Raw genomic sequence first — 16,637 nt, 5'->3', positions numbered from 1 at the left:
CGGCGCGCCGTGCGGTCCGGGCCGGGACCTGGTCGCACGGCGCGCCGGGGGTTCAGGCGTCGGTCCGGAGCCCGGCCAGGAGCTGGTAGACGGTCTCGGTGCCCTGCCGCAGCGCGTCGACACCGATGTGCTCGTCGGTGCCGTGCATGCGCTTGAGCATGTCCCGGTTCACGGTGAACGGATACATGCCGTACACGGGGATGTTCTCCTCCCGGAACGGCACCGCGCTGGTGACCGCCTCGAACTGGCAGGCGGTGGCCCGTACTCCGGGGTGGGTCCGGCGTACGGCGCTCCGCCAGGCGCGGAAGACGTCCGTGTCGTAGTCGGAGTCGGGCGTGGCGAGATAGCCGCGCAGCCGGTCCAGGGCCTGCTGTTCGCTCTCTCCGGGGTTGCCGACGACGCTCAGCGTCGCCCGGTTGCCGATGAGCGAGCGCAGTTCGGCGACGACGCGTCCGGGGTCCTCGGCCCCCGGCAGGAAGGCGGCCCGGAACTCCGCGGTCGCCGTGCCCGGCACGATGCTCGGGTAGTAGCCGGACCGGGCGGCGGTGAAGGCGAGCGTGGTGCGCAGCATCGCGTTGTGCAGCTCCGGGGTCTCGCTGAGGCGCACCACTCTCTCCCCGGCCCGGTCCCGCTGCCGGTCGGTGCGGGCGTCGAGCATCTCCCGGAGCGCCTCGGCGAAGTGCCGGTCGGTGGTGGCACGGGCGAGTTCGGCGAAGTACTGCCGGGACAGCGCGTTCGGGCGGATGTGGGCACGCCACTGCCCGAGCTGGTCGAGCACCTCGCCCAGCCGGATCACCGCCTGGCCGCTGAACGGCTTGGAGGTGTGGGTGGCGTACGAGGCGGTCTCCAGGCGCAGCAGCAGCGAACGCTTGTCGTTGCAGGTGAGCGAGGCGATCATGGGCGTGGTGCCGTCGCGCTGGTTGAGCACCCAGCCGCCCTCGGTGATGACCGCGCCCGCCGCCACCTTGCCGGGGTGTTCCGTGAGGAACCAGCGCACGCCGTAGGGGCCCTGTTCCTCGTCGCAGTCGGACCAGAAGACGATGTCGCGGTCGAAGGCCGCGCCCTCGCGGACATGGCGCAGGAGTGCGGCGACGAAGGCGGCGTTGACGCCCTTCATGTCCAGCGAGCCGCGGCCGTACAGCTTGCCGTCCTCGATGTCCCCGGCGAAGGGGTCCGTCTCCCACCGGTCGCCGATGGCGGGCACCACGTCGGAGTGGCCGAGCAGAACGAGGGGCTTCTTCGTCGCGGGTCCGCTGCCGGGGACGCGGGCGAAGAAGTGGACGTTGCCGTCCTTCGGGGTGGGCACGATCTCGGTGGCGACCCCGGCGGACCGGAAGATGCCCTGGAGCATCCGGGCGAGCGGCAGGGTGACGGCGCCGTCGCCCGGGTTGCTGGTGTTGTGGCGGATCATCGCGACGGCGAGGTCCACCGGGTCGGTGGGGTCGCCGTCGAAGGAGGCGCCGCCCGTCCCGCTCCCCGTGCCCGGCGCCGAGTCGGCCCGCGCCGCGGGCGCCGCCGAGGCCACCGCGCCGAGGCCCAGCACCGTGGACGCGACGGCCGTCGCCCCGGCGCCGAGCACGGAACGCCGGGACGGCCGGGTGCCGGGAAGTCCGTCGAGGCAGGCGGCGATGACCGCGGCCGGATTCTCCTGGTGGGCGTAGTGCCCGCCCTCGACGGAGAGCAGGGTGCACGCGCCCCGGGTCCACTCGGCCCAGCGGCGCACGGTGACCTCGGGCACATGCGGGTCTTCGGTGGCCCACACCGCGCGCAGCTCCACCTGCGGGACGGCTCCCCGCCGGCCGTCGTACCCGGCGGCCAGCCGCAGATCGGCCATGACGGGCGGCAGCAGCACCTCCTCGAACTCGGGGTCCGCGAGCAGCTCCGGGTCGGTCAGTCCGGTCCCGGCGACGAAGGCACGGGCGTCCTCGACGGTGACCTCCTCGCCGCGGCCGTGGAAGTCGGCGGGACACTGCCCGGCGACGGCGCACAGCCGCGCGACGGGCACCTCGGAGTCGAGCAGCCGGCGGCAGGTCTCGTACGCGAGCAGGGCGCCGAGGCTGACCCCGATCAGCACCAGCCGCCGTCCGGCCCGCAGTTCGCGGATCCCGGCCGCCACCGCGTCGGCGTAGGCGGCCATGTCGGTGACCGGCTCCTCGTCCACGCGGGTGCCGCGCCCCGGCGGGACGACGCAGGCGAGGGCGACGCCCTCGGGGAGTCCGTCGTGCCAGCTCGCGAACGTGGAGCCGTGGGCGCCGGTGGGCGCGAAGCAGACGGCGAGGGTGCTGGTGGCGTCCGGCCGCTGCTCGCCCGGCAGGGTCAGCCATGGGGAGTTCATATCCGGTCCTCCTGCTGGATCTCGCGGCACGCGGCGGCGATCGCGGTGACGGTGGGGGCGCCGAGGATGCGGCGCAACGGGACCCGGCGGCCCGCCACCGTGGCCAGCCGGTTGGCGAGCCGTACCGCGAGCAGCGAGTGGCCCCCGGCGTCGAAGAAGTTCTGGTCCGCCGACGCGGGCGGTGCGCCGAGGAGTTCGCTCCAGAGCTCGGCGACGGCGGTCTCGGTGGCGTCGGACGGGGTGAATCCGGCCGCCTCCTGCCGGCCGATGCCCGCCACGAGGGTGCGCAGGGCGGTGCGGTCGAGTTTGCCGTTGGTGCCGAGCGGGAGCCGCGCTACCTGCTGGACACGGGCGGGCAGCATGTAGTCGGGCAGCCGGTCGCGCAGATGGGCGCGGAGTGCGGCGGCGCCGGTCTCCTCGTCGGCGGTGACACAGGCGACGATGCGTGTTTCGCCGTCCTCGGTCTCCGCGTAGACCCCCGCGTCGGTGACGCCGGGTGCCTTGCGCAGGGTGGCCTCGATCTCCTCCAGTTCGACGCGGTAGCCGCGCACCTTGATCTGGTTGTCCGCGCGGCCGGTGATCTCCAGTCCTGAGTCCGGGAGCAGGCGGCCCCGGTCGCCGGTGCGGTAGTGCGTGTTCCCGGCGTCGTCGGTGGTGAAGCGGTCCTCGCCGTCGCCGCCGACGTAGCCGAGGGCCAGGGGCGGCCCGGACACCCAGACCTCGCCGGTCGCACCGGCCGGCAGCCGTCGGCCGAGGCGGTCGCGCACGGAGAGGGCGGCGCCCGCCACGGGGCTGCCGACGGGGACGCGTTCGGCGTCGGCGGGCAGCAGGGCGGTGTCGTAGGCGGCGACGTTGGAGGCGGTCTCCGTCATGCCGTACAGATTGAGCAGGGTGGTGCCGGGCCAGACCTCGCGGAAGCGCAGGACGGTGTCGACCGGCAGGGTGTCGGCGCCGCTGGTGACCAGGACCGGCCGGTGCCCGCCGGGGCGGCCGGCGCTCTCCTCCAGCAGCCCGGCGATGAGCTGCGGGGTCAGGAAGAGATGGGTGACGCGTTCCTGTTCGACGACGGCGGCGAAGAGCGCGGGGTCGAGGAGTTCGTCGGTGGCGAGCACGACGGAGGGAACGCCCTGGAGCAGTCCGCCCAGCAGTTCCCAGGGGGAGGCGACCAGTGCCAGGGACTTCTGGACGGCGAGCACCGCGTTCTCCGGGAAGGGGTGGTCCCGCCACATCCACTCCAGCCGGCCCCTGACCGAACGGTGGCTGATGCGTACGCCCTTGGGGTTTCCGGTCGTCCCCGAGGTGTAGACGACGTGGAAGAGCGCGTCCTCGTCCGGCTCCTGCTCGGGGGCCTGGTGGAGCGGGCCGTCCGCGAGGGGCGCCAGGGTGACGCGCGGTGCGTCCAGGGTGGGGAACTGGTCGAGTCCGGGCTCTGCCAGGACGCAGTGCGGTCCGGTCTCCTCCACCATCCGGCGCTGTCTGCGCACGGGGATCGCGGGGTCGAGCCCGAGGTAGGCGGCGCCGGTCTTCAGCACGGCGAGGACCCCGGCGACGGCGGCGGGGCCGCGCTGGGCGGCGAGTGCGACCAGTGAGCCGGGGCCGGTGCCCTTGGCGGTGAGCCGGGCGGCCAGTCGGCCGCTCCATTCGTCGAGTTCGCGGTAGCTGACGCTGGTGCCGGTGTGGCGCAGGGCGACGGCCCGGGGGTGGGCCGCCACCTGCTCGGCGAAGCGTTCCAGCAGGGTCGGCGTCGTCATCGTTGATCGTCTCCGGGCAGCAGGTCGAGGGAACGAACGGTGGTGTGCTCGGCGCGCTCCGGGTCGGTGAGGGCCCGCAGTGCGATCAGAGTGGATTCCAGTACGTTGCGGGCGGCCGGTGCGTCGAGCAGTTCCCGCTGGTAGGCGTACTGGAGCAGCAGTCGGCCGGGGCCGTGCGGCTGGACGTACAGGGCGCAGTCGTACTTGGTGTAGCCGGTGTCCAGTTCGACGAAGCGGAACCGGACGTCCGAGGCGGTGGTGGCGCGCGCCGGGTAGGGCAGCATGTTGAGCATGGTCTGGAAGACCGGGGTCGCCGACGAGCTCCGTGCGGCGGCCGGGAGCCGTCGCAGCGTCCAGCCGAAGGGGTGTTCGGCGGCGGCGTAGGCGTCGTACACCGTCTCCCGCACCTGCGCGGTGAACTCCGCGAGGGTCGCGGCCGGGTCGAGGTTCACGCGCAGCGGCAGCATGGCGAGGGTGAAGGCGGGCACGTCGGCGGTCTCCGGCCGTTCCCGGCCCGCCATCGGGGCGCCGATGATCACCTCGTCCGTGTCGCTGTAGTAGCCGAGGGCCAGTGCATAGGCGGCCAGCAGGGGGACGAAGGCGGTGGCGGACGCGGCCACCGCGGTGTCGCGCAGCCGCCGGGAGAGTTCCTCGTCGAGGACCGCCTCGGTGATCTCGCCCCGATAGGTGGGGGCGGCGGGCCGTGCTCGCTGGGCGATCTGGAGCGCCGGGAGTTCGCCCGCGAGGCGGCGCAGCCAGTACTCCCCCGCCTCGGCCACCTCGTCGGTGGCCAGCCGCTCCGTCAGGTGGTCGAGGTAGCGGTCGTAGCGGGTGGCCCGTTCGGGGTCGGGTCCGGCGGGCCGCTGTTCGTAGAGTTCGGCCAGCCGCTGGAACAGCACGGTCGCCCCCCAGCCGTCGAGGAGGAGTTCGTGCATGGTGACCAGGAGCCGGTGCTGTCCGCCGGGGAGCCGGAACAGCGCGGTGCGCAGGGCCGGTTCGCCCAGGAGGTCGAAGGGCCTGGCGGCCTCCTCGGCGGCCACCGCGCGGAAGGCCTCGGCGGTGATGTCCCGGGCTTCGGCGGGCAGCGGCACCTCCCAGTGCGGGTAGTGGTGCACCACCTCGTGCGCCGCTTCCGGCCCGTCGGTCCCGTCGGTCTCGGCGAACCGTGCGAGGAGCAGCGGGTTCTCGGCGAGCAGCAGGCGCCAGGCCCGTGCCAGCCGTGCCACGTCGAGGGGTCCGTCGAGTTCCAGGGAGCCCTGGTAGCTGTAGTAGGGGCTGAGCGGGTCGAGCCGCCAGTGGAAGTAGACGCCCGCCTGCTGCGGGGTGAGCGGCCGGGTGCGCGGCGCGTCGTCCCGCACCGCCGCCGGGCGGGCACCGGTCGCGGGCCGCCGGCCGTGGCCGAGCGCGGCGAGCGCTGCGGGGCTGCCGTCGCGCAGCACATCGCGCAGACCGGCCGGCGATCCGGCCTCGCGCAGGGCGGCGACCAGCCGCATGGCGAGCAGCGAGTCGCCGCCCAGCTCCAGGAACCGGTCGTCCCTGCCCACCCGGCCGGTGCCGAGGAGTCCGGCGACGAGTGCCGCGATCGAGGTCTCCGCCTCGCCGCGCGGCGGGGTGTACGTACGGGTGTCGGGACGGCTGCGGCGCGGTGGTGCGGGCAGTGCCTTGTAGTCCGTCTTGCCGTTGCGGGTGAGCGGGAGCCGGGGCAGGACGACGAAGGTGTGCGGCACCATGGGGGCGGGGAGCCGGTCGCGCAGATGGGCGCGCAGCGCCGCCTCGGCCGGTTCGTCTCCGGAGGCGGTCACATAGGCGACGAGGCGGGGCGGCTGCGCGGCCACCGGGGTGTGGGCGCTCTCCCGGGCGACCAGGGCCCCGGTGTCGTCGGGGGTGTGGACGGCGACGGCGCAGGCGGAGACGGCGGGGTGGCCGCCGAGCACCGCCTCGATCTCGGCGAGTTCCATGCGTACGCCGCCGAGCTTGACCTGTCGGTCCACCCGGCCCAGGTACTCCAGCTGCCCGTCCGGCAGGACGCGCACGGCGTCCCCGGTGCGGTAGAGGCGTCCGCCGTCGGGGCGGAAGGGGTCGGTGAAGAAGGCGAGCGCGGTGCGCTCCGGGTCACCGAGGTAGCCGCGTCCCACGACGAGTCCCCCGACGAACAGCTCCCCCGTCTCCCCGTGGGCGCAGGCGTGCCACTGCCCGTTCTCCTCGCGCAGTACGTACAGCTCGGCGTTGCCGATGGGGGAGCCGATCGGCAGGTGGCGTACTCCGGGGGCGGGAGCGCCGAGTTCGGCGTGGGTGACGTCGTCCGAGCACTCGGTGGGGCCGTAGGCGTTGAGCAGCCGGATTCCCGGCAGGGTGTCGTGCCAGCGCCGGGCCAGCGCCGGGGGCAGCTCCTCGCCGGTGGCGATCATCCAGCGCAGCGCGCCGGGCCGGATTCCTGCGGTCTCCTGGGCGTCGAGCAGGAAGCGCATCAGGGTGGGCACGGTCTCCAGCACCGTGGTCCCGCGTGCGCGCAGCTCCTCCAGCAACAGGGCGCCGTCCTGGGCCTGTTCGTCGGCGAGGACCTGGACGCGTCCGCCGACGAGGAGCGGGGCGAGCATCTGCCAGACGGAGATGTCGAAGCTCAGCGGTGCGGTCTGGGCCAGCCGGTCGTCGGCGGTCAGCCCGAGGTCGTCGATCTTGGCGCGGAGGTGGTTGAGCATCCCCCGGTGCTCGACGACCGCGGCCTTGGGGCGGCCGGTCGAGCCGGAGGTGTAGAGGACGTAGCGCACTTCGTCGGGGGCGGGCGGCCGGGTCCGGGTGTACGGGGTGTCCGCCGGGAGCGGTGGGGTGGTGGGCACACCGGCCGCGCGGGCGCCCTTGACGAGTTCACCGGTCTCCGCCGGGGTGCCGGTGGTCAGCAGCAGTGCCGCGCCGCTGTCGGTGAGCAGGGACTCGACGCGGGCGGCGGGCCAGCTCGCGTCGACCGGGAGGTAGACGGCGCCGAGCAGTTCCAGGGCGAGGAAGGCGGTGATGACGTCGGCGCCGCGCCGGCCGCCGACGGCGACGATCTGCCCCTCCCGTATCCCGGCGGCGGCCAGCTGTGCCGCGACGCGCCCCATCAGCTCGGCCAGCCGCCCGTATCCGAGGCGGACCTCGCCGTCCTCGACCGCGATCCGCTCGGGCCGCTCGGCCGCGAACCGGTCGACGTGGGCGTGGACCCCGTCGCGCAGCTCGTACGGTTCGTGCCGGGTGAGTGCCGCGGCGACGGCGCGTTCCCGCGCGCCTTCCGCCAGGGGGAGCCGCGGGTAGTGTCCGGGCAGGGCGGTCACCGGGCTGCCCGCTTCTCCGCGACGACCAGCAGGTACTCGACGGGTACGCCCGTGCCGCGGGCGTCGGTGGTGTGGAACCCCTCGGTCATCTCGACCATTTCCGCTCGCAGTTCCTTCCACCGCGAGGGCGGCGAGATGGTGTTCTTCGCCGCTATGCAGGGGCCGAAGCAGTTCTCGAAGAAGGTCACCAGGTCCTCGGCGGTGGCGAACGGGTAGAAGAGTTCGCGGCGTTCGGAGGTGACCGTGAAGCCGGGGCCGAGGAGTTCGGCGAGGTAGTCCGGCGAGCCCCACAGCATCGGCTGTCCCTGGTGCCCGTTGGGCGAGGGGAAGTAGGCGGAGAGGATCTCCTGGAAGTGCGCGGTCCAGCTGCGGGCCGTCCAGTTGCACATGCCGATGCGGCCGCCCGGCCGCAGCACGCGGGAGATCTCCCCGCCGGACGCGGTGTGGTCGGGCGCGAACTGGATTCCGTAGGTGGAGGTCACCAGGTCGAACGAGGCGTCGGCGAAGGGGAGTTCCTGGGCGTCGCCGCGGTGCAGCTCCACCTCGACCCCGGCCCGGGCGAACCGTTCGCGTGCGTCGGGGAAGAACTCGTCGGTCAGGTCGAGTCCGGTGACGAGGCAGCCTCGCAGGGCGGACAGCAGCGCGACGTTGCCGTTGCCGGTGGCGACGTCGAGATGGGCGGTGCCCTCGGCGGGTGCGAGCCGGTCGACCAGCTCGACGGCGCCCGGCCGCAGCAGGTCGGCGACGTGCCGGTACTCGCCGTACGACCACATGGTGCGGTTGATCTCCTGGATGTTCTGGTCGATCGTCATGCGGATCCCCTCAGAGCGTGAGCCGGGCGCCGAGACCGGCGGCTTCGGCGCGGGCGTGGATGCGGTCGGCCACGGCGACGTCGAGGATCGACATCCCGAACGGGTTGCTGATCACGATCTCGTCCTGGTCGCGGCGGCCGGGGTGCCTCCCGGCGAGGACGTCGCCGAGCGTGCCGTCGACGCGGCGCGCCCCGGGCCGGGCGGTCACCCCTTCGCGGGGGGTGCCGTCTGGGCCGAGCAGGGTGCCCGCCCGGTGCATCCGGCCGAGCAGCCGTCGCGGGTCGTCGCGGACCAGGCTCCAGTCGTCGACGATCACGGTGCCGGCCGCGAGCACGGACGCCTCGGTGAGGTCGTCCAGCGAGACGTGGCAGACGAGCGCGCCGGGGCGCAGCCACTCCGGTTCGATGTACCCCTCGGTCACCGTGGTGACGGGCACGACGAGTTCGGCGTCCCGCACCGCCTCGCGCGGCCCGTCGGCGACCACCGTCCCGACGCCGTCCGCACCGGGCAGCGAGGCGATGTGGTGGGCGACGGACTTCGCGCGGTCGGGCGCCACGTCGTACAGGGTGATGCGGCGCAGGGTGGGGACGGTGCGGAGCAGCAGCGCGATGTGTGCCTGGGCGAGGGCGCCGCAGCCGAGGAGCGCCAGAGCGCGCGGCTCCGCCACCGCCAGGTGCCGCACCGCGAGCGCGGTCACCGCGGCGGTGCGCATCGCGCTGATGTAGGCGGCCTCCATCAGGGCGAGGGGCCGGGCGGTCTCCGGGTCGAGGAGCAGGGTGAAGCCCTGGGAGCGGGGTATTCCGCGTCCCGGGTTGCCGATCGAGGCGTTGATGGTCTTCATGCCGATGACCGGCGGGCGCCCCTGCTGGGTGAGTGCGCCGGGCATGGCCAGCAGCCTGGCCGCGTCGCCCTGCGGGGTGGTCCAGCCGAGATAGGCCTCCTCCGGGAGGACGGACCGTCCGGCGGAGTGCAGCGTGAGCGCCTCGGCCACCGCCGCCACGATGTCCACGTCGCGGGCGGCCTCGATGACGTCCGCCCGGGTCAGATAGCGGAAGTGGCTGTCGGGGTATTGCTCGAAGTCCATGAGGTGCGGGGCTCCTTGGCGAAGGGGTCGGTTGCGGTGGGGAGGGTGCGGGGCGGGTTCAGCCGCCGTCGGTGGTGCGCGCCGCGCGGAGCGTCGCGAAGGGGACGAGCGAGCCGAGCAGCAGGACACCGGCGAGCGCGATCCAGCCGGCCGTGCCGAGGGCGAGGACGACACCGGTCATCAGCACCGGGCCCGCGACCCGGTTGGCCACCGTGCGGCTGGTGTTGAAGAGCACCAGATAGGCGCTGCGCGACCCTTCCGGTGCCAGGTCGAAGGAGAGGGTCCAGGAGGCACCGACCTGGAGCAGTTCGGCGAAGGTCAGGAGGACGACGGCCGCGCCGAGCACCAGGAGTGCCTGCCGTGCCCCGAAGCCGGGCGCGGCGGCGAAGGCCAGGGCGCCCGCGCCGAGCAGCAGTGCCGCGGCCGCGTAGGAGAACCAGGCCCGGCGTGTGGTGCTGTAGCAGCGGTTGAGCGGGTACTGGAGGGCGATGCACAGCACGGTGTTGACCGCGTACAGGATGCCGACGTAGCGCTCCGGTACGTCCGTCTCGGTGACGAGCCAGAGCGGGAAGGCCACGTTGAGGACCGGCATCCAGAGCGACACAAGTGCGTTGTACGCGGTGAAGCCCAGCAGCCGGCGGTCCTTGAGCAGGTCGGACACCCGGGCGCCCTCGACCACCGTCACGACCTCCTCCCGCCGTGCGGTGGCGTACACGGCGGCCACCGCCACATAGGCGAGGGCGCCGCCGATCAGCAGCGGCCGGAAGGCGTCCGGCGAGCCGGAGCCCAGGGCGACCCCGGCGATCAGCCCGCCCAGGCTGATGCCGAGGTTGACGACGGTGCGCTGGACGGCCATGACCTTGGCGCGCAGGCTCTGCGGGGCGCGTGCCCCGACGTACGACTGGACCAGCGGGGGCGAGGACTGCTCGGTGACGGCGATGACGGCGACCACGAGGAGGAAGCTCCACCAGCCGTCCACCCGGAGGTAGCCGACGGTGGCCAGGGCGCGCAGCAGCATCACACCGATCAGCACCGGCTGCGGCCCGAACCGTGCGGCCAGCCGGGCGATGGGGACGGCGGTGGCGACGGCGACGGCGCCGCCGATGGTGAGGCCGGTGCCGACGGACGCGGTGCTGAGGTGGGCGACCTTGACGAAGTAGATGGTCGAGACGGCGAGGAAGAGGCCCGTTCCGGTCCACTCGATCAGCGTGGCGCCCTGCACCAGCGGCAGGAACTGCCGGAGGCCGGGGCGCGTCGGCTGCCGGTCGAGGGTGGTGCTGGTGCCCATGTTCAGTGCTCCTGGTGCTTCCGGTCGAAGAAGAGTCCTTCGCCGCGCAGTCGTCGCACGGCGGAGGTGATCTCCTTGGCTACACCTTGTTCGGCCGCCCAGTCGTCGGAGTAGAGGGTGTCGCGGTATTTGGTGCCGCCGTCCGCGGCCAGGCAGACCACGAGACGGTCGTCCCCGGGGGCCTCTTCCTGGTCGCTCAGCATCGCCCGTACGGCGCAGCCGCTGGAGCCGCCGAGCGCGAGGCCGATGTCCTCGGCGATGATCCGGCAGACGGCGATGGCGTCGATGTCGTCGACGTGCACGGCGCGGTCGTAGCTGTGCGGGGCCTTCAGGAAGACGGATGGCCGGCTCGCTCCGATGCCCGGGACGAGGCGGCGTCCGGCGCTGCCGGAGACGGCCAGGGAGCCGCGTACGTCCACGGCGACGGCGACGACGTCGGGACGGTGCTCGCGCAGGTGGGCGGCGATGCCGGCGAGGGTGCCGCCGGTGGAGACCGGTACGTAGACCGTGCCGAGTTCCGGTCCCGCCTGCTGGGTGAGTTCGGGTCCGGTGGTGCGCCGGTGGATCTCGGGTGCGGCCCAGTTCTCGTACTGGTCGGGCCAGCGGTAATCGGGGTTGTCCGCGCAGAGTTCGCGCACCCGGCGCAGCCGGCTCAGCAGATAGCCGCCCAGGCCGTCCGGTTCGTCCACGACGATCACCCTGGCTCCGCTGTCGGCGAGTCCGCGGCGGGTGGTGTGCGGGGTCTTGAGGTCGACCACGGCGAGGAAGTCGCAGCCGACGGTGGGCAGCAGCCGGGCCAGGGCGAGGCCCAGGTTGCCCGAGGTGGATTCCACCACCACCGTGCCCGGGGTGAGCGGCCGTTCCTCGTGGAGCGCCCGGAGCAGTCCGACGGCGCTGCGGTCCTTCACCGATCCGGTGGGGCCGTGTTCTTCGAGTTTGAGTCCCAGACGTCGCACCCGGCCCCGGTGGGCGACGTCCAGGCGGAGTAAGGGAGTTGATCTGAGAGCCCGTGCCAGGACGGGATTGACACGCGACACTGCTTCCCCCTGTGCGATACGTGTGTGGCCATGGCGGATCGACGGACCGGCCCCGCTGCGCGCTCTCAGACCTTAGGCAGGTGGCCCCCGGCGCCACCACGGCACTGTCGGACGGTGAGCAACGGGCTTGGCCGGAACAGCGCTTGACGCTCCGGCCTCCCCGGGCCACCGCACACCGCCGGGCGCCCCGAGGCTGCGAAGACGGTCCGGTGTCGTGGCGGGTCCGGGCGAATGCGGAGAAATGAATTGGCCGGTTCGGCGCCGGGCCCGGGGACCGCCGCGGTGGCCTCCGGCCGGGCCCGGTGGTCCGGAAAGCCGACCGGTACGACCCCTCCCGAGGGCCTGTTATCTTTACGTGACTTCGCACCACAACTCTCGGTCATCCTTTGGCCTTTGGTGCCCAGGAGTCGACGTGCCGGCGTGTGACGGCGGACGCGCAATGACCAACGCTCGGGCCGGTCGCGGTCTGCGACCGGCCCGGCCTGTCATGGCTGGACGGAATGACACTGCACAACGCATGGAGCAGAACGGCGCGGGCCGCGCGGGCAGCGCTGGTCCCCGGAACGGGGCGCCGGAAACAGACGAAACGCCGACGCACCCGCCTGCCGCGCCGACCGGACTATCCGCGCGCCGGGCGGAGCGGCTGGCGAAGATGGGTGCCCTCCTGGCGGCTGGTCCTCGGCTCCGCGCTGATGTTCACCGCGACGCTGGTGACCGTGGTGGGCATCGCCTACGCGCGCACGGACATACCGGAGGACCTCAACGCGTTCGCCACCCAGCAGGACACCGTCTACTACTGGGCCGACGGCACACCGATGGCCCGGACCGGCTGGGTGAGCCGGCAGGAGATGCCCCTGTCGAAGATCCCCGACCACGTCCGGTGGGCCGTACTGGCCGCGGAGAACGCCGACTTCTACTCCGACCACGGGATATCGACGCAAGGGATCACCCGCGCGCTGTGGCGCACGGTCGGCGACGGGGACACCCAGGGCGGGTCCACCATCACCCAGCAGTACGTCAAGAACGTCTATCTGACGCAGGACCAGTCCTTCTCGCGGAAGTTCACCGAGATGCTGCTGGCGGTCAAGCTGGACCGCCGTCTGAGCAAGGACAAGATCCTCCAGGAGTACCTGAACACCAGCTGGTTCGGCCGCGGCACCTACGGTCTCCAGCGGGCCGCGCAGGCGTACTACGGCAAGGAGGTCACCCAACTGAACGCCAGCGAGGGCGCGTTCCTCGCCTCCCTGCTCAAGGGCGCCTCGTTGTACGACCCGGCCGTCGATCCCCACAACCGCAAGCGGGCCGTCGCCCGGTGGAAGTGGACGCTGGACCGCATGGTGGAGATAGGCAGGCTGAGCCGGGCCGAACGGGCCACGTACACCACCTTCCCCGAGCCCAGGCCCCCGCACCGGCCGAACAACGCGGGCGGTCAGGACGGCTATCTCGTCCAGCTCGCCGAGTCGTACGCCAAGCGGGCCGGACACATCTCCGACGCACGGTTCGACCTCGGCGGCTACCAGATCTACACGACCTTCGAGAAGCCCCGGATGACCGCCCTCACCCGGGCCGTCCGCGAAGCGCGCGGCACACTCGACCCCGGACGGCGCAAGGCCGACCGGTCCGTCCGGTTCGGGGCCGCCTCCGTCGCCCCGGACGGCCGGATCCTCGCGGTCTACGGCGGACCGGACTACGAGCGGCAGGCGTTCAACGAATCCAACGCGAGCACCGTCCCGGCGGGTTCGGCGTTCGCCCCCTTCGTCTACGCGGCCGGGCTCCAGCACGGTGTGTCGCGGGTGCGCAACGGACCGCGCTCCACCGTCGGCCCGTCGACCGAGTACGACGGCGACGACGGCATACCGGTCATGACACCCGAGGGGCCCTACTGGGACCGCAGCGGCAGGATGGTGAAGGGCGAGAACGACGGCAATGTCTCGCACGGCCGCATCAGCCTGCACGACGCCATGGCGAAGTCCGTGAACTCCCCCTTCCTCCAGCTCGGCATGGACACGGGCCTGAAGAAGGTCCGCAGCACGGCCGAGGCCTCGGGGCTGCTCCCCTCCAGCTTCGGCCCGCCCGTCCCGGCGTTCGTGATGGGCAGCTCCACGCCCAGCGCCATCCGGATGGCCGACGCCTACGGCACGTTCGCGGCCCACGGCACCCACATGGACCCGTACTCGGTCCGCAAGGTCACCCGCAACGGCGAGCCGGTCCGGCTCGGCCTGCCGCGGCCGAGGCGCGCCATGCGGTCCGAGGTCGCCGACGAGGTCACCGCGTCGCTCGCCCTGCCCACCGGCAAGAAGGGGGTCGCCTCCCCCGCCGCGGTCGCCGCCAAGACCGGCACCACGGAGGACGACACGGCGCGCTGGTACGTCGGATACGGCCCGGCCGCGTCCACCGCCGTCGTCGTCTACCGCATGGACCTGACGAAGAGCCTCGCGCCGCTGCCGCTCAAGGGGCTGGCCGGCCGCGCGGCGGACGACGGGCCCCTCCCGGCCCGGATCTGGAACACATACACGGAAGCCATGACCAAGTGACTGATACCAGAGCCGAATCCACCGTCCACCGGATACGGGCCCGTCTCACGCGCCGTGTCGTCCTGGGCCTCGCGGTGTGTCTCGTGGCGTCGGGATCCGCGGCGCTCGTCCCGCTGATGTCCGACGACGCCGCCGACGACCGGACCCCGCTGCGGGAAACACGGACCGTCGCCGCCCCGAAGCCGACCGCCCGGGAACACCACAAGGGCGGTGGGAGCCCGGAGGAGAACTGGGACGGCAGGATCAAGATCCTGGGCGACGGCTCCACGTCCTACACCGGGCCGCAGCCCGCCCAGTTGAAGGCCGAGCGGCTCGAACCCGGGGAGCGTCCGCCCCAGTTCGTGGTCTTCTCGTGGGACGGCGCGCTGGAGGGCGACGACCACATGTTCTCGCGCTTCCGCCGGGCGGCGAAGGAGAGCAAGGCCCACATGACCTTCTTCCTCACCGGCATCTACCTCCTCCCGAAGGAGAAGCGGGACCTCTACCACCCGCCCCAGCACAAGACCGGCGCCGCCGCCATCTCGTACCCCACGCGCGAGCACATCCGGACGACACTGGCACAGCTCGGTGACGCCTGGCGCGAGGGCAACGAGATCGGGTCCCACTTCAACGGCCACTTCTGCGACAAGAAGGGCGGTGGGGACTGGAGCAGCGGCGAGTGGGGCAGCGAGATCGCCCAGTTCTACTCCTTCGTGCAGAACTGGAAGACGAACACCGGGTACAAGGACCTCGACCCGCTCCCCTTCGACCCCACCCGCGAGGTCGTCGGCGGACGCGCGCCCTGCCTGGAGGGCCAGAAGACCCTGCTGCCGGCGACCAGGCCGTTCGGCTGGCGCTACGACGCGAGTTCCCCCGGCGACTTCCAGATCTGGCCGTCCAAGAAGAACGGTGTCTGGGACTTCCCGCTCCAGATGCTGCCGTTTCCCGGCAAGGACTTCCAGGTGCTGTCCATGGACTTCAACTTCCTCTACAACCAGTCCGAGGGCGATGTCGAGGGCGACCCCGCGAAGTACCCGGCCTGGCGCGAGGAGGCACGGAGCGCGTATGTCGCGGGCTTCGAGCGGGTCTTCAACGGCAGCCGCGCACCACTGTTCATCGGGAACCACTTCGAGGACTGGAACGGCGGGATCTACATGGACGCCGCCGAGGAGACGATGCGCGAGGTGTGCCCCCGCAAGGAGGTCCGCTGCGTCTCCTTCCGCGAACTGGCCGACTGGCTCGACGCGCAGGACCCCAAGGTTCTGGCGCAGTGGCGCAACCTCGACCCCGCCCAGCCCCCGAGCTGGAAGGACTAGGAGGTGTGCGGAACGTGGCGTCGTCCGTCCGGAGGACGGGGCTTTCGACGGACGCGCCAGGGCCGTTCGGACCGGGCGGGGCCCGCGTGTCCCCGTACGTTCCGGCCCCCGCACGCCGTCCGGGGTGCGGGGGCCGCCGGGCCCGCGGTCAGTGCGCCTTCTCGACGAACTCCGTGGTGAACGTCTTGGCGAGGTCGACCCGGGCGTCCTTCAGGTTGGGGTTGAAGGCCTTCAGGACCCGTTCGACGGTGGCGGGGCCGTCCGCGGGCATCACCCCGTCGTCGGTGAACATGGGCAGGGTGCTCTCGATCGCCTTCGCGTACAGGGCCTTGCCGCCGCCCTGCGCGTAGTCGGCGGGCATCTTCGCGGCGATCTCGTCCGCGCTGTGCGTGGACATCCACTTCAGCGTCCTGACGAAGGCGTTGGCCAGCTTCTGGACGGTCTCCTTGTGGCTGTCGACCCATGACGTCTGCATGTACAGGCTGGACGACGGGTAGAGCCCGCCGAGCGCCTGCCTGGAGCCCTCCGGCGTCCGCATGTCGACGAGGATCTTGCCGAGCTTCTTGTCCAGGATGGTGGCGACCGTGGGGTCGGTGGTCATGCCGCCCTGGATGGAGCCCTGCTGGAGCGCGGAGATGAACGTCTGCCCGGCCCCCACCGCCACGGGCGTGAACTCGCTGGTCCGCACGCCGTTGGCGACCGCGAGGTACTTGGTGAGGAAGTCGGTGGAGGAGCCGAGGCCCGTCACGCCGAGCTTCTTGCCCTTGAAGTCCTTCGCCGAACCGATCTCGTCCGCGCTGTGCGTGGACACGATCTCGACCTCGCCCGGGGCGTGGGAGAACTGCACGACGGACTCGACCTGCTTGCCCTTCACCTGGAGGTCGAGGGTGTGGTCGTAGAAGCCCACGGTGCCCTGGACGTCGCCGGAGACCAGCGCCGTCTCGGCCTGGACCCCGGCGGGCTCGGTCAGGAGCTGGACCGACACGCCCTCGTCCTCGAAGTAGCCGAGCCGCTCGGTGAGCATCGCGGGCAGATAGATGACCTTGTCGAGGCCGCCGACCATGATCTTGACCTTGTCGTTGCCGCCGGCCGAGTCGGAGTCGCCGCCGCCACAGGCGGTGAGGCCGGTCAGGGCGAGTACACCGGCGACGGCCAGGGCCGGGATCCGGATGGATGTACGCATCTGTTGCACG

10 protein-coding genes are annotated in these 16,637 nt (G+C 72.4%); 2 read left to right on the top strand and 8 right to left on the bottom strand.

All coding sequences use genetic code 11. The annotated features are described in order from the left end of the window. Window positions 1–52 precede the first annotated feature (52 nt). Genes ACFVFH_RS23780 through ACFVFH_RS23750 form a run of 7 tightly spaced genes read right to left on the bottom strand, consistent with a single transcriptional unit; the run spans window position 53 to window position 11,615 of the window. Window positions 53–2,335: a M20/M25/M40 family metallo-hydrolase gene (locus ACFVFH_RS23780; protein WP_383772037.1), complete on the bottom strand. Its 2,283-nt coding sequence runs from the start codon at window positions 2,333–2,335 to the stop codon at window positions 53–55. Next, window positions 2,332–4,086, bottom strand: a complete 1,755-nt coding sequence (locus ACFVFH_RS23775; RefSeq protein ID WP_383772035.1) for an AMP-binding protein — start codon at window positions 4,084–4,086, stop codon at window positions 2,332–2,334. Before ACFVFH_RS23775 ends, ACFVFH_RS23780 begins: the two co-directional genes overlap by 4 nt. After that, on the bottom strand, window positions 4,083–7,394 hold the full coding sequence (locus ACFVFH_RS23770) for an amino acid adenylation domain-containing protein (protein WP_383772033.1): 3,312 nt from the start codon (window positions 7,392–7,394) through the stop codon (window positions 4,083–4,085). The genes ACFVFH_RS23775 and ACFVFH_RS23770 overlap by 4 nt, the downstream gene beginning before the upstream one ends. Next, the gene (locus tag ACFVFH_RS23765; protein WP_383772031.1) at window positions 7,391–8,206 is read right to left on the bottom strand and encodes a class I SAM-dependent methyltransferase; all 816 of its coding nucleotides are present in this window, start codon (window positions 8,204–8,206) and stop codon (window positions 7,391–7,393) included. The genes ACFVFH_RS23770 and ACFVFH_RS23765 overlap by 4 nt, the downstream gene beginning before the upstream one ends. Before the next feature lie 10 nt (window positions 8,207–8,216). Continuing rightward, window positions 8,217–9,290 (bottom strand): ornithine cyclodeaminase family protein, encoded by a 1,074-nt coding sequence (locus tag ACFVFH_RS23760; protein ID WP_383772029.1) that lies wholly within the window; start codon window positions 9,288–9,290, stop codon window positions 8,217–8,219. Between the two features lie 58 nt (window positions 9,291–9,348). Further along, complete coding sequence (locus ACFVFH_RS23755; RefSeq protein ID WP_383772027.1) at window positions 9,349–10,578, bottom strand: MFS transporter; 1,230 nt, start codon at window positions 10,576–10,578, stop codon at window positions 9,349–9,351. Window positions 10,579–10,580: 2 nt separating this feature from the next. Further along, window positions 10,581–11,615 (bottom strand): pyridoxal-phosphate dependent enzyme, encoded by a 1,035-nt coding sequence (locus ACFVFH_RS23750; protein WP_383772025.1) that lies wholly within the window; start codon window positions 11,613–11,615, stop codon window positions 10,581–10,583. A 500-nt stretch (window positions 11,616–12,115) separates the two neighbouring features. Here ACFVFH_RS23750 and ACFVFH_RS23745 point away from each other — a divergent pair, with 500 nt between their 5' ends. Further along, entirely contained in the window at window positions 12,116–14,149 is a 2,034-nt protein-coding gene (locus tag ACFVFH_RS23745) for a transglycosylase domain-containing protein (RefSeq protein ID WP_383772023.1), read from the top strand. Beyond that, on the top strand, window positions 14,146–15,444 hold the full coding sequence (locus tag ACFVFH_RS23740) for a hypothetical protein (RefSeq protein WP_383772021.1): 1,299 nt from the start codon (window positions 14,146–14,148) through the stop codon (window positions 15,442–15,444). Before ACFVFH_RS23745 ends, ACFVFH_RS23740 begins: the two co-directional genes overlap by 4 nt. Before the next feature lie 148 nt (window positions 15,445–15,592). Here ACFVFH_RS23740 and ACFVFH_RS23735 read toward each other — a convergent pair whose 3' ends face one another. Then, entirely contained in the window at window positions 15,593–16,627 is a 1,035-nt protein-coding gene (locus tag ACFVFH_RS23735; RefSeq protein ID WP_383772019.1) for an ABC transporter substrate-binding protein, read from the bottom strand. Between the last annotated feature and the right edge of the window lie 10 nt (window positions 16,628–16,637).

The sequence above is a fragment of the Streptomyces sp. NPDC057697 genome (genome assembly GCF_042799335.1).
In the GTDB taxonomy this organism is placed as follows: Bacteria; Actinomycetota; Actinomycetes; order Streptomycetales; family Streptomycetaceae; genus Streptomyces.
Note: the sequence above shows the minus strand (reverse complement) of the source record. Positions and strands in the feature narration are given on the sequence as shown.

Coding starts and splice junctions, on each gene's coding strand:
- ACFVFH_RS23780 (WP_383772037.1), bottom strand. CDS start 2,335: ATGAACTCCCCATGGCTGACCCTGCCGGGCGAGCAGCGGCCGGACGCC.
- ACFVFH_RS23775 (WP_383772035.1), bottom strand. CDS start 4,086: ATGACGACGCCGACCCTGCTGGAACGCTTCGCCGAGCAGGTGGCGGCC.
- ACFVFH_RS23765 (WP_383772031.1), bottom strand. CDS start 8,206: ATGACGATCGACCAGAACATCCAGGAGATCAACCGCACCATGTGGTCG.
- ACFVFH_RS23760 (WP_383772029.1), bottom strand. CDS start 9,290: ATGGACTTCGAGCAATACCCCGACAGCCACTTCCGCTATCTGACCCGG.
- ACFVFH_RS23755 (WP_383772027.1), bottom strand. CDS start 10,578: ATGGGCACCAGCACCACCCTCGACCGGCAGCCGACGCGCCCCGGCCTC.
- ACFVFH_RS23745 (WP_383772023.1), top strand. CDS start 12,116: ATGACACTGCACAACGCATGGAGCAGAACGGCGCGGGCCGCGCGGGCA.
- ACFVFH_RS23735 (WP_383772019.1), bottom strand. CDS start 16,627: ATGCGTACATCCATCCGGATCCCGGCCCTGGCCGTCGCCGGTGTACTC.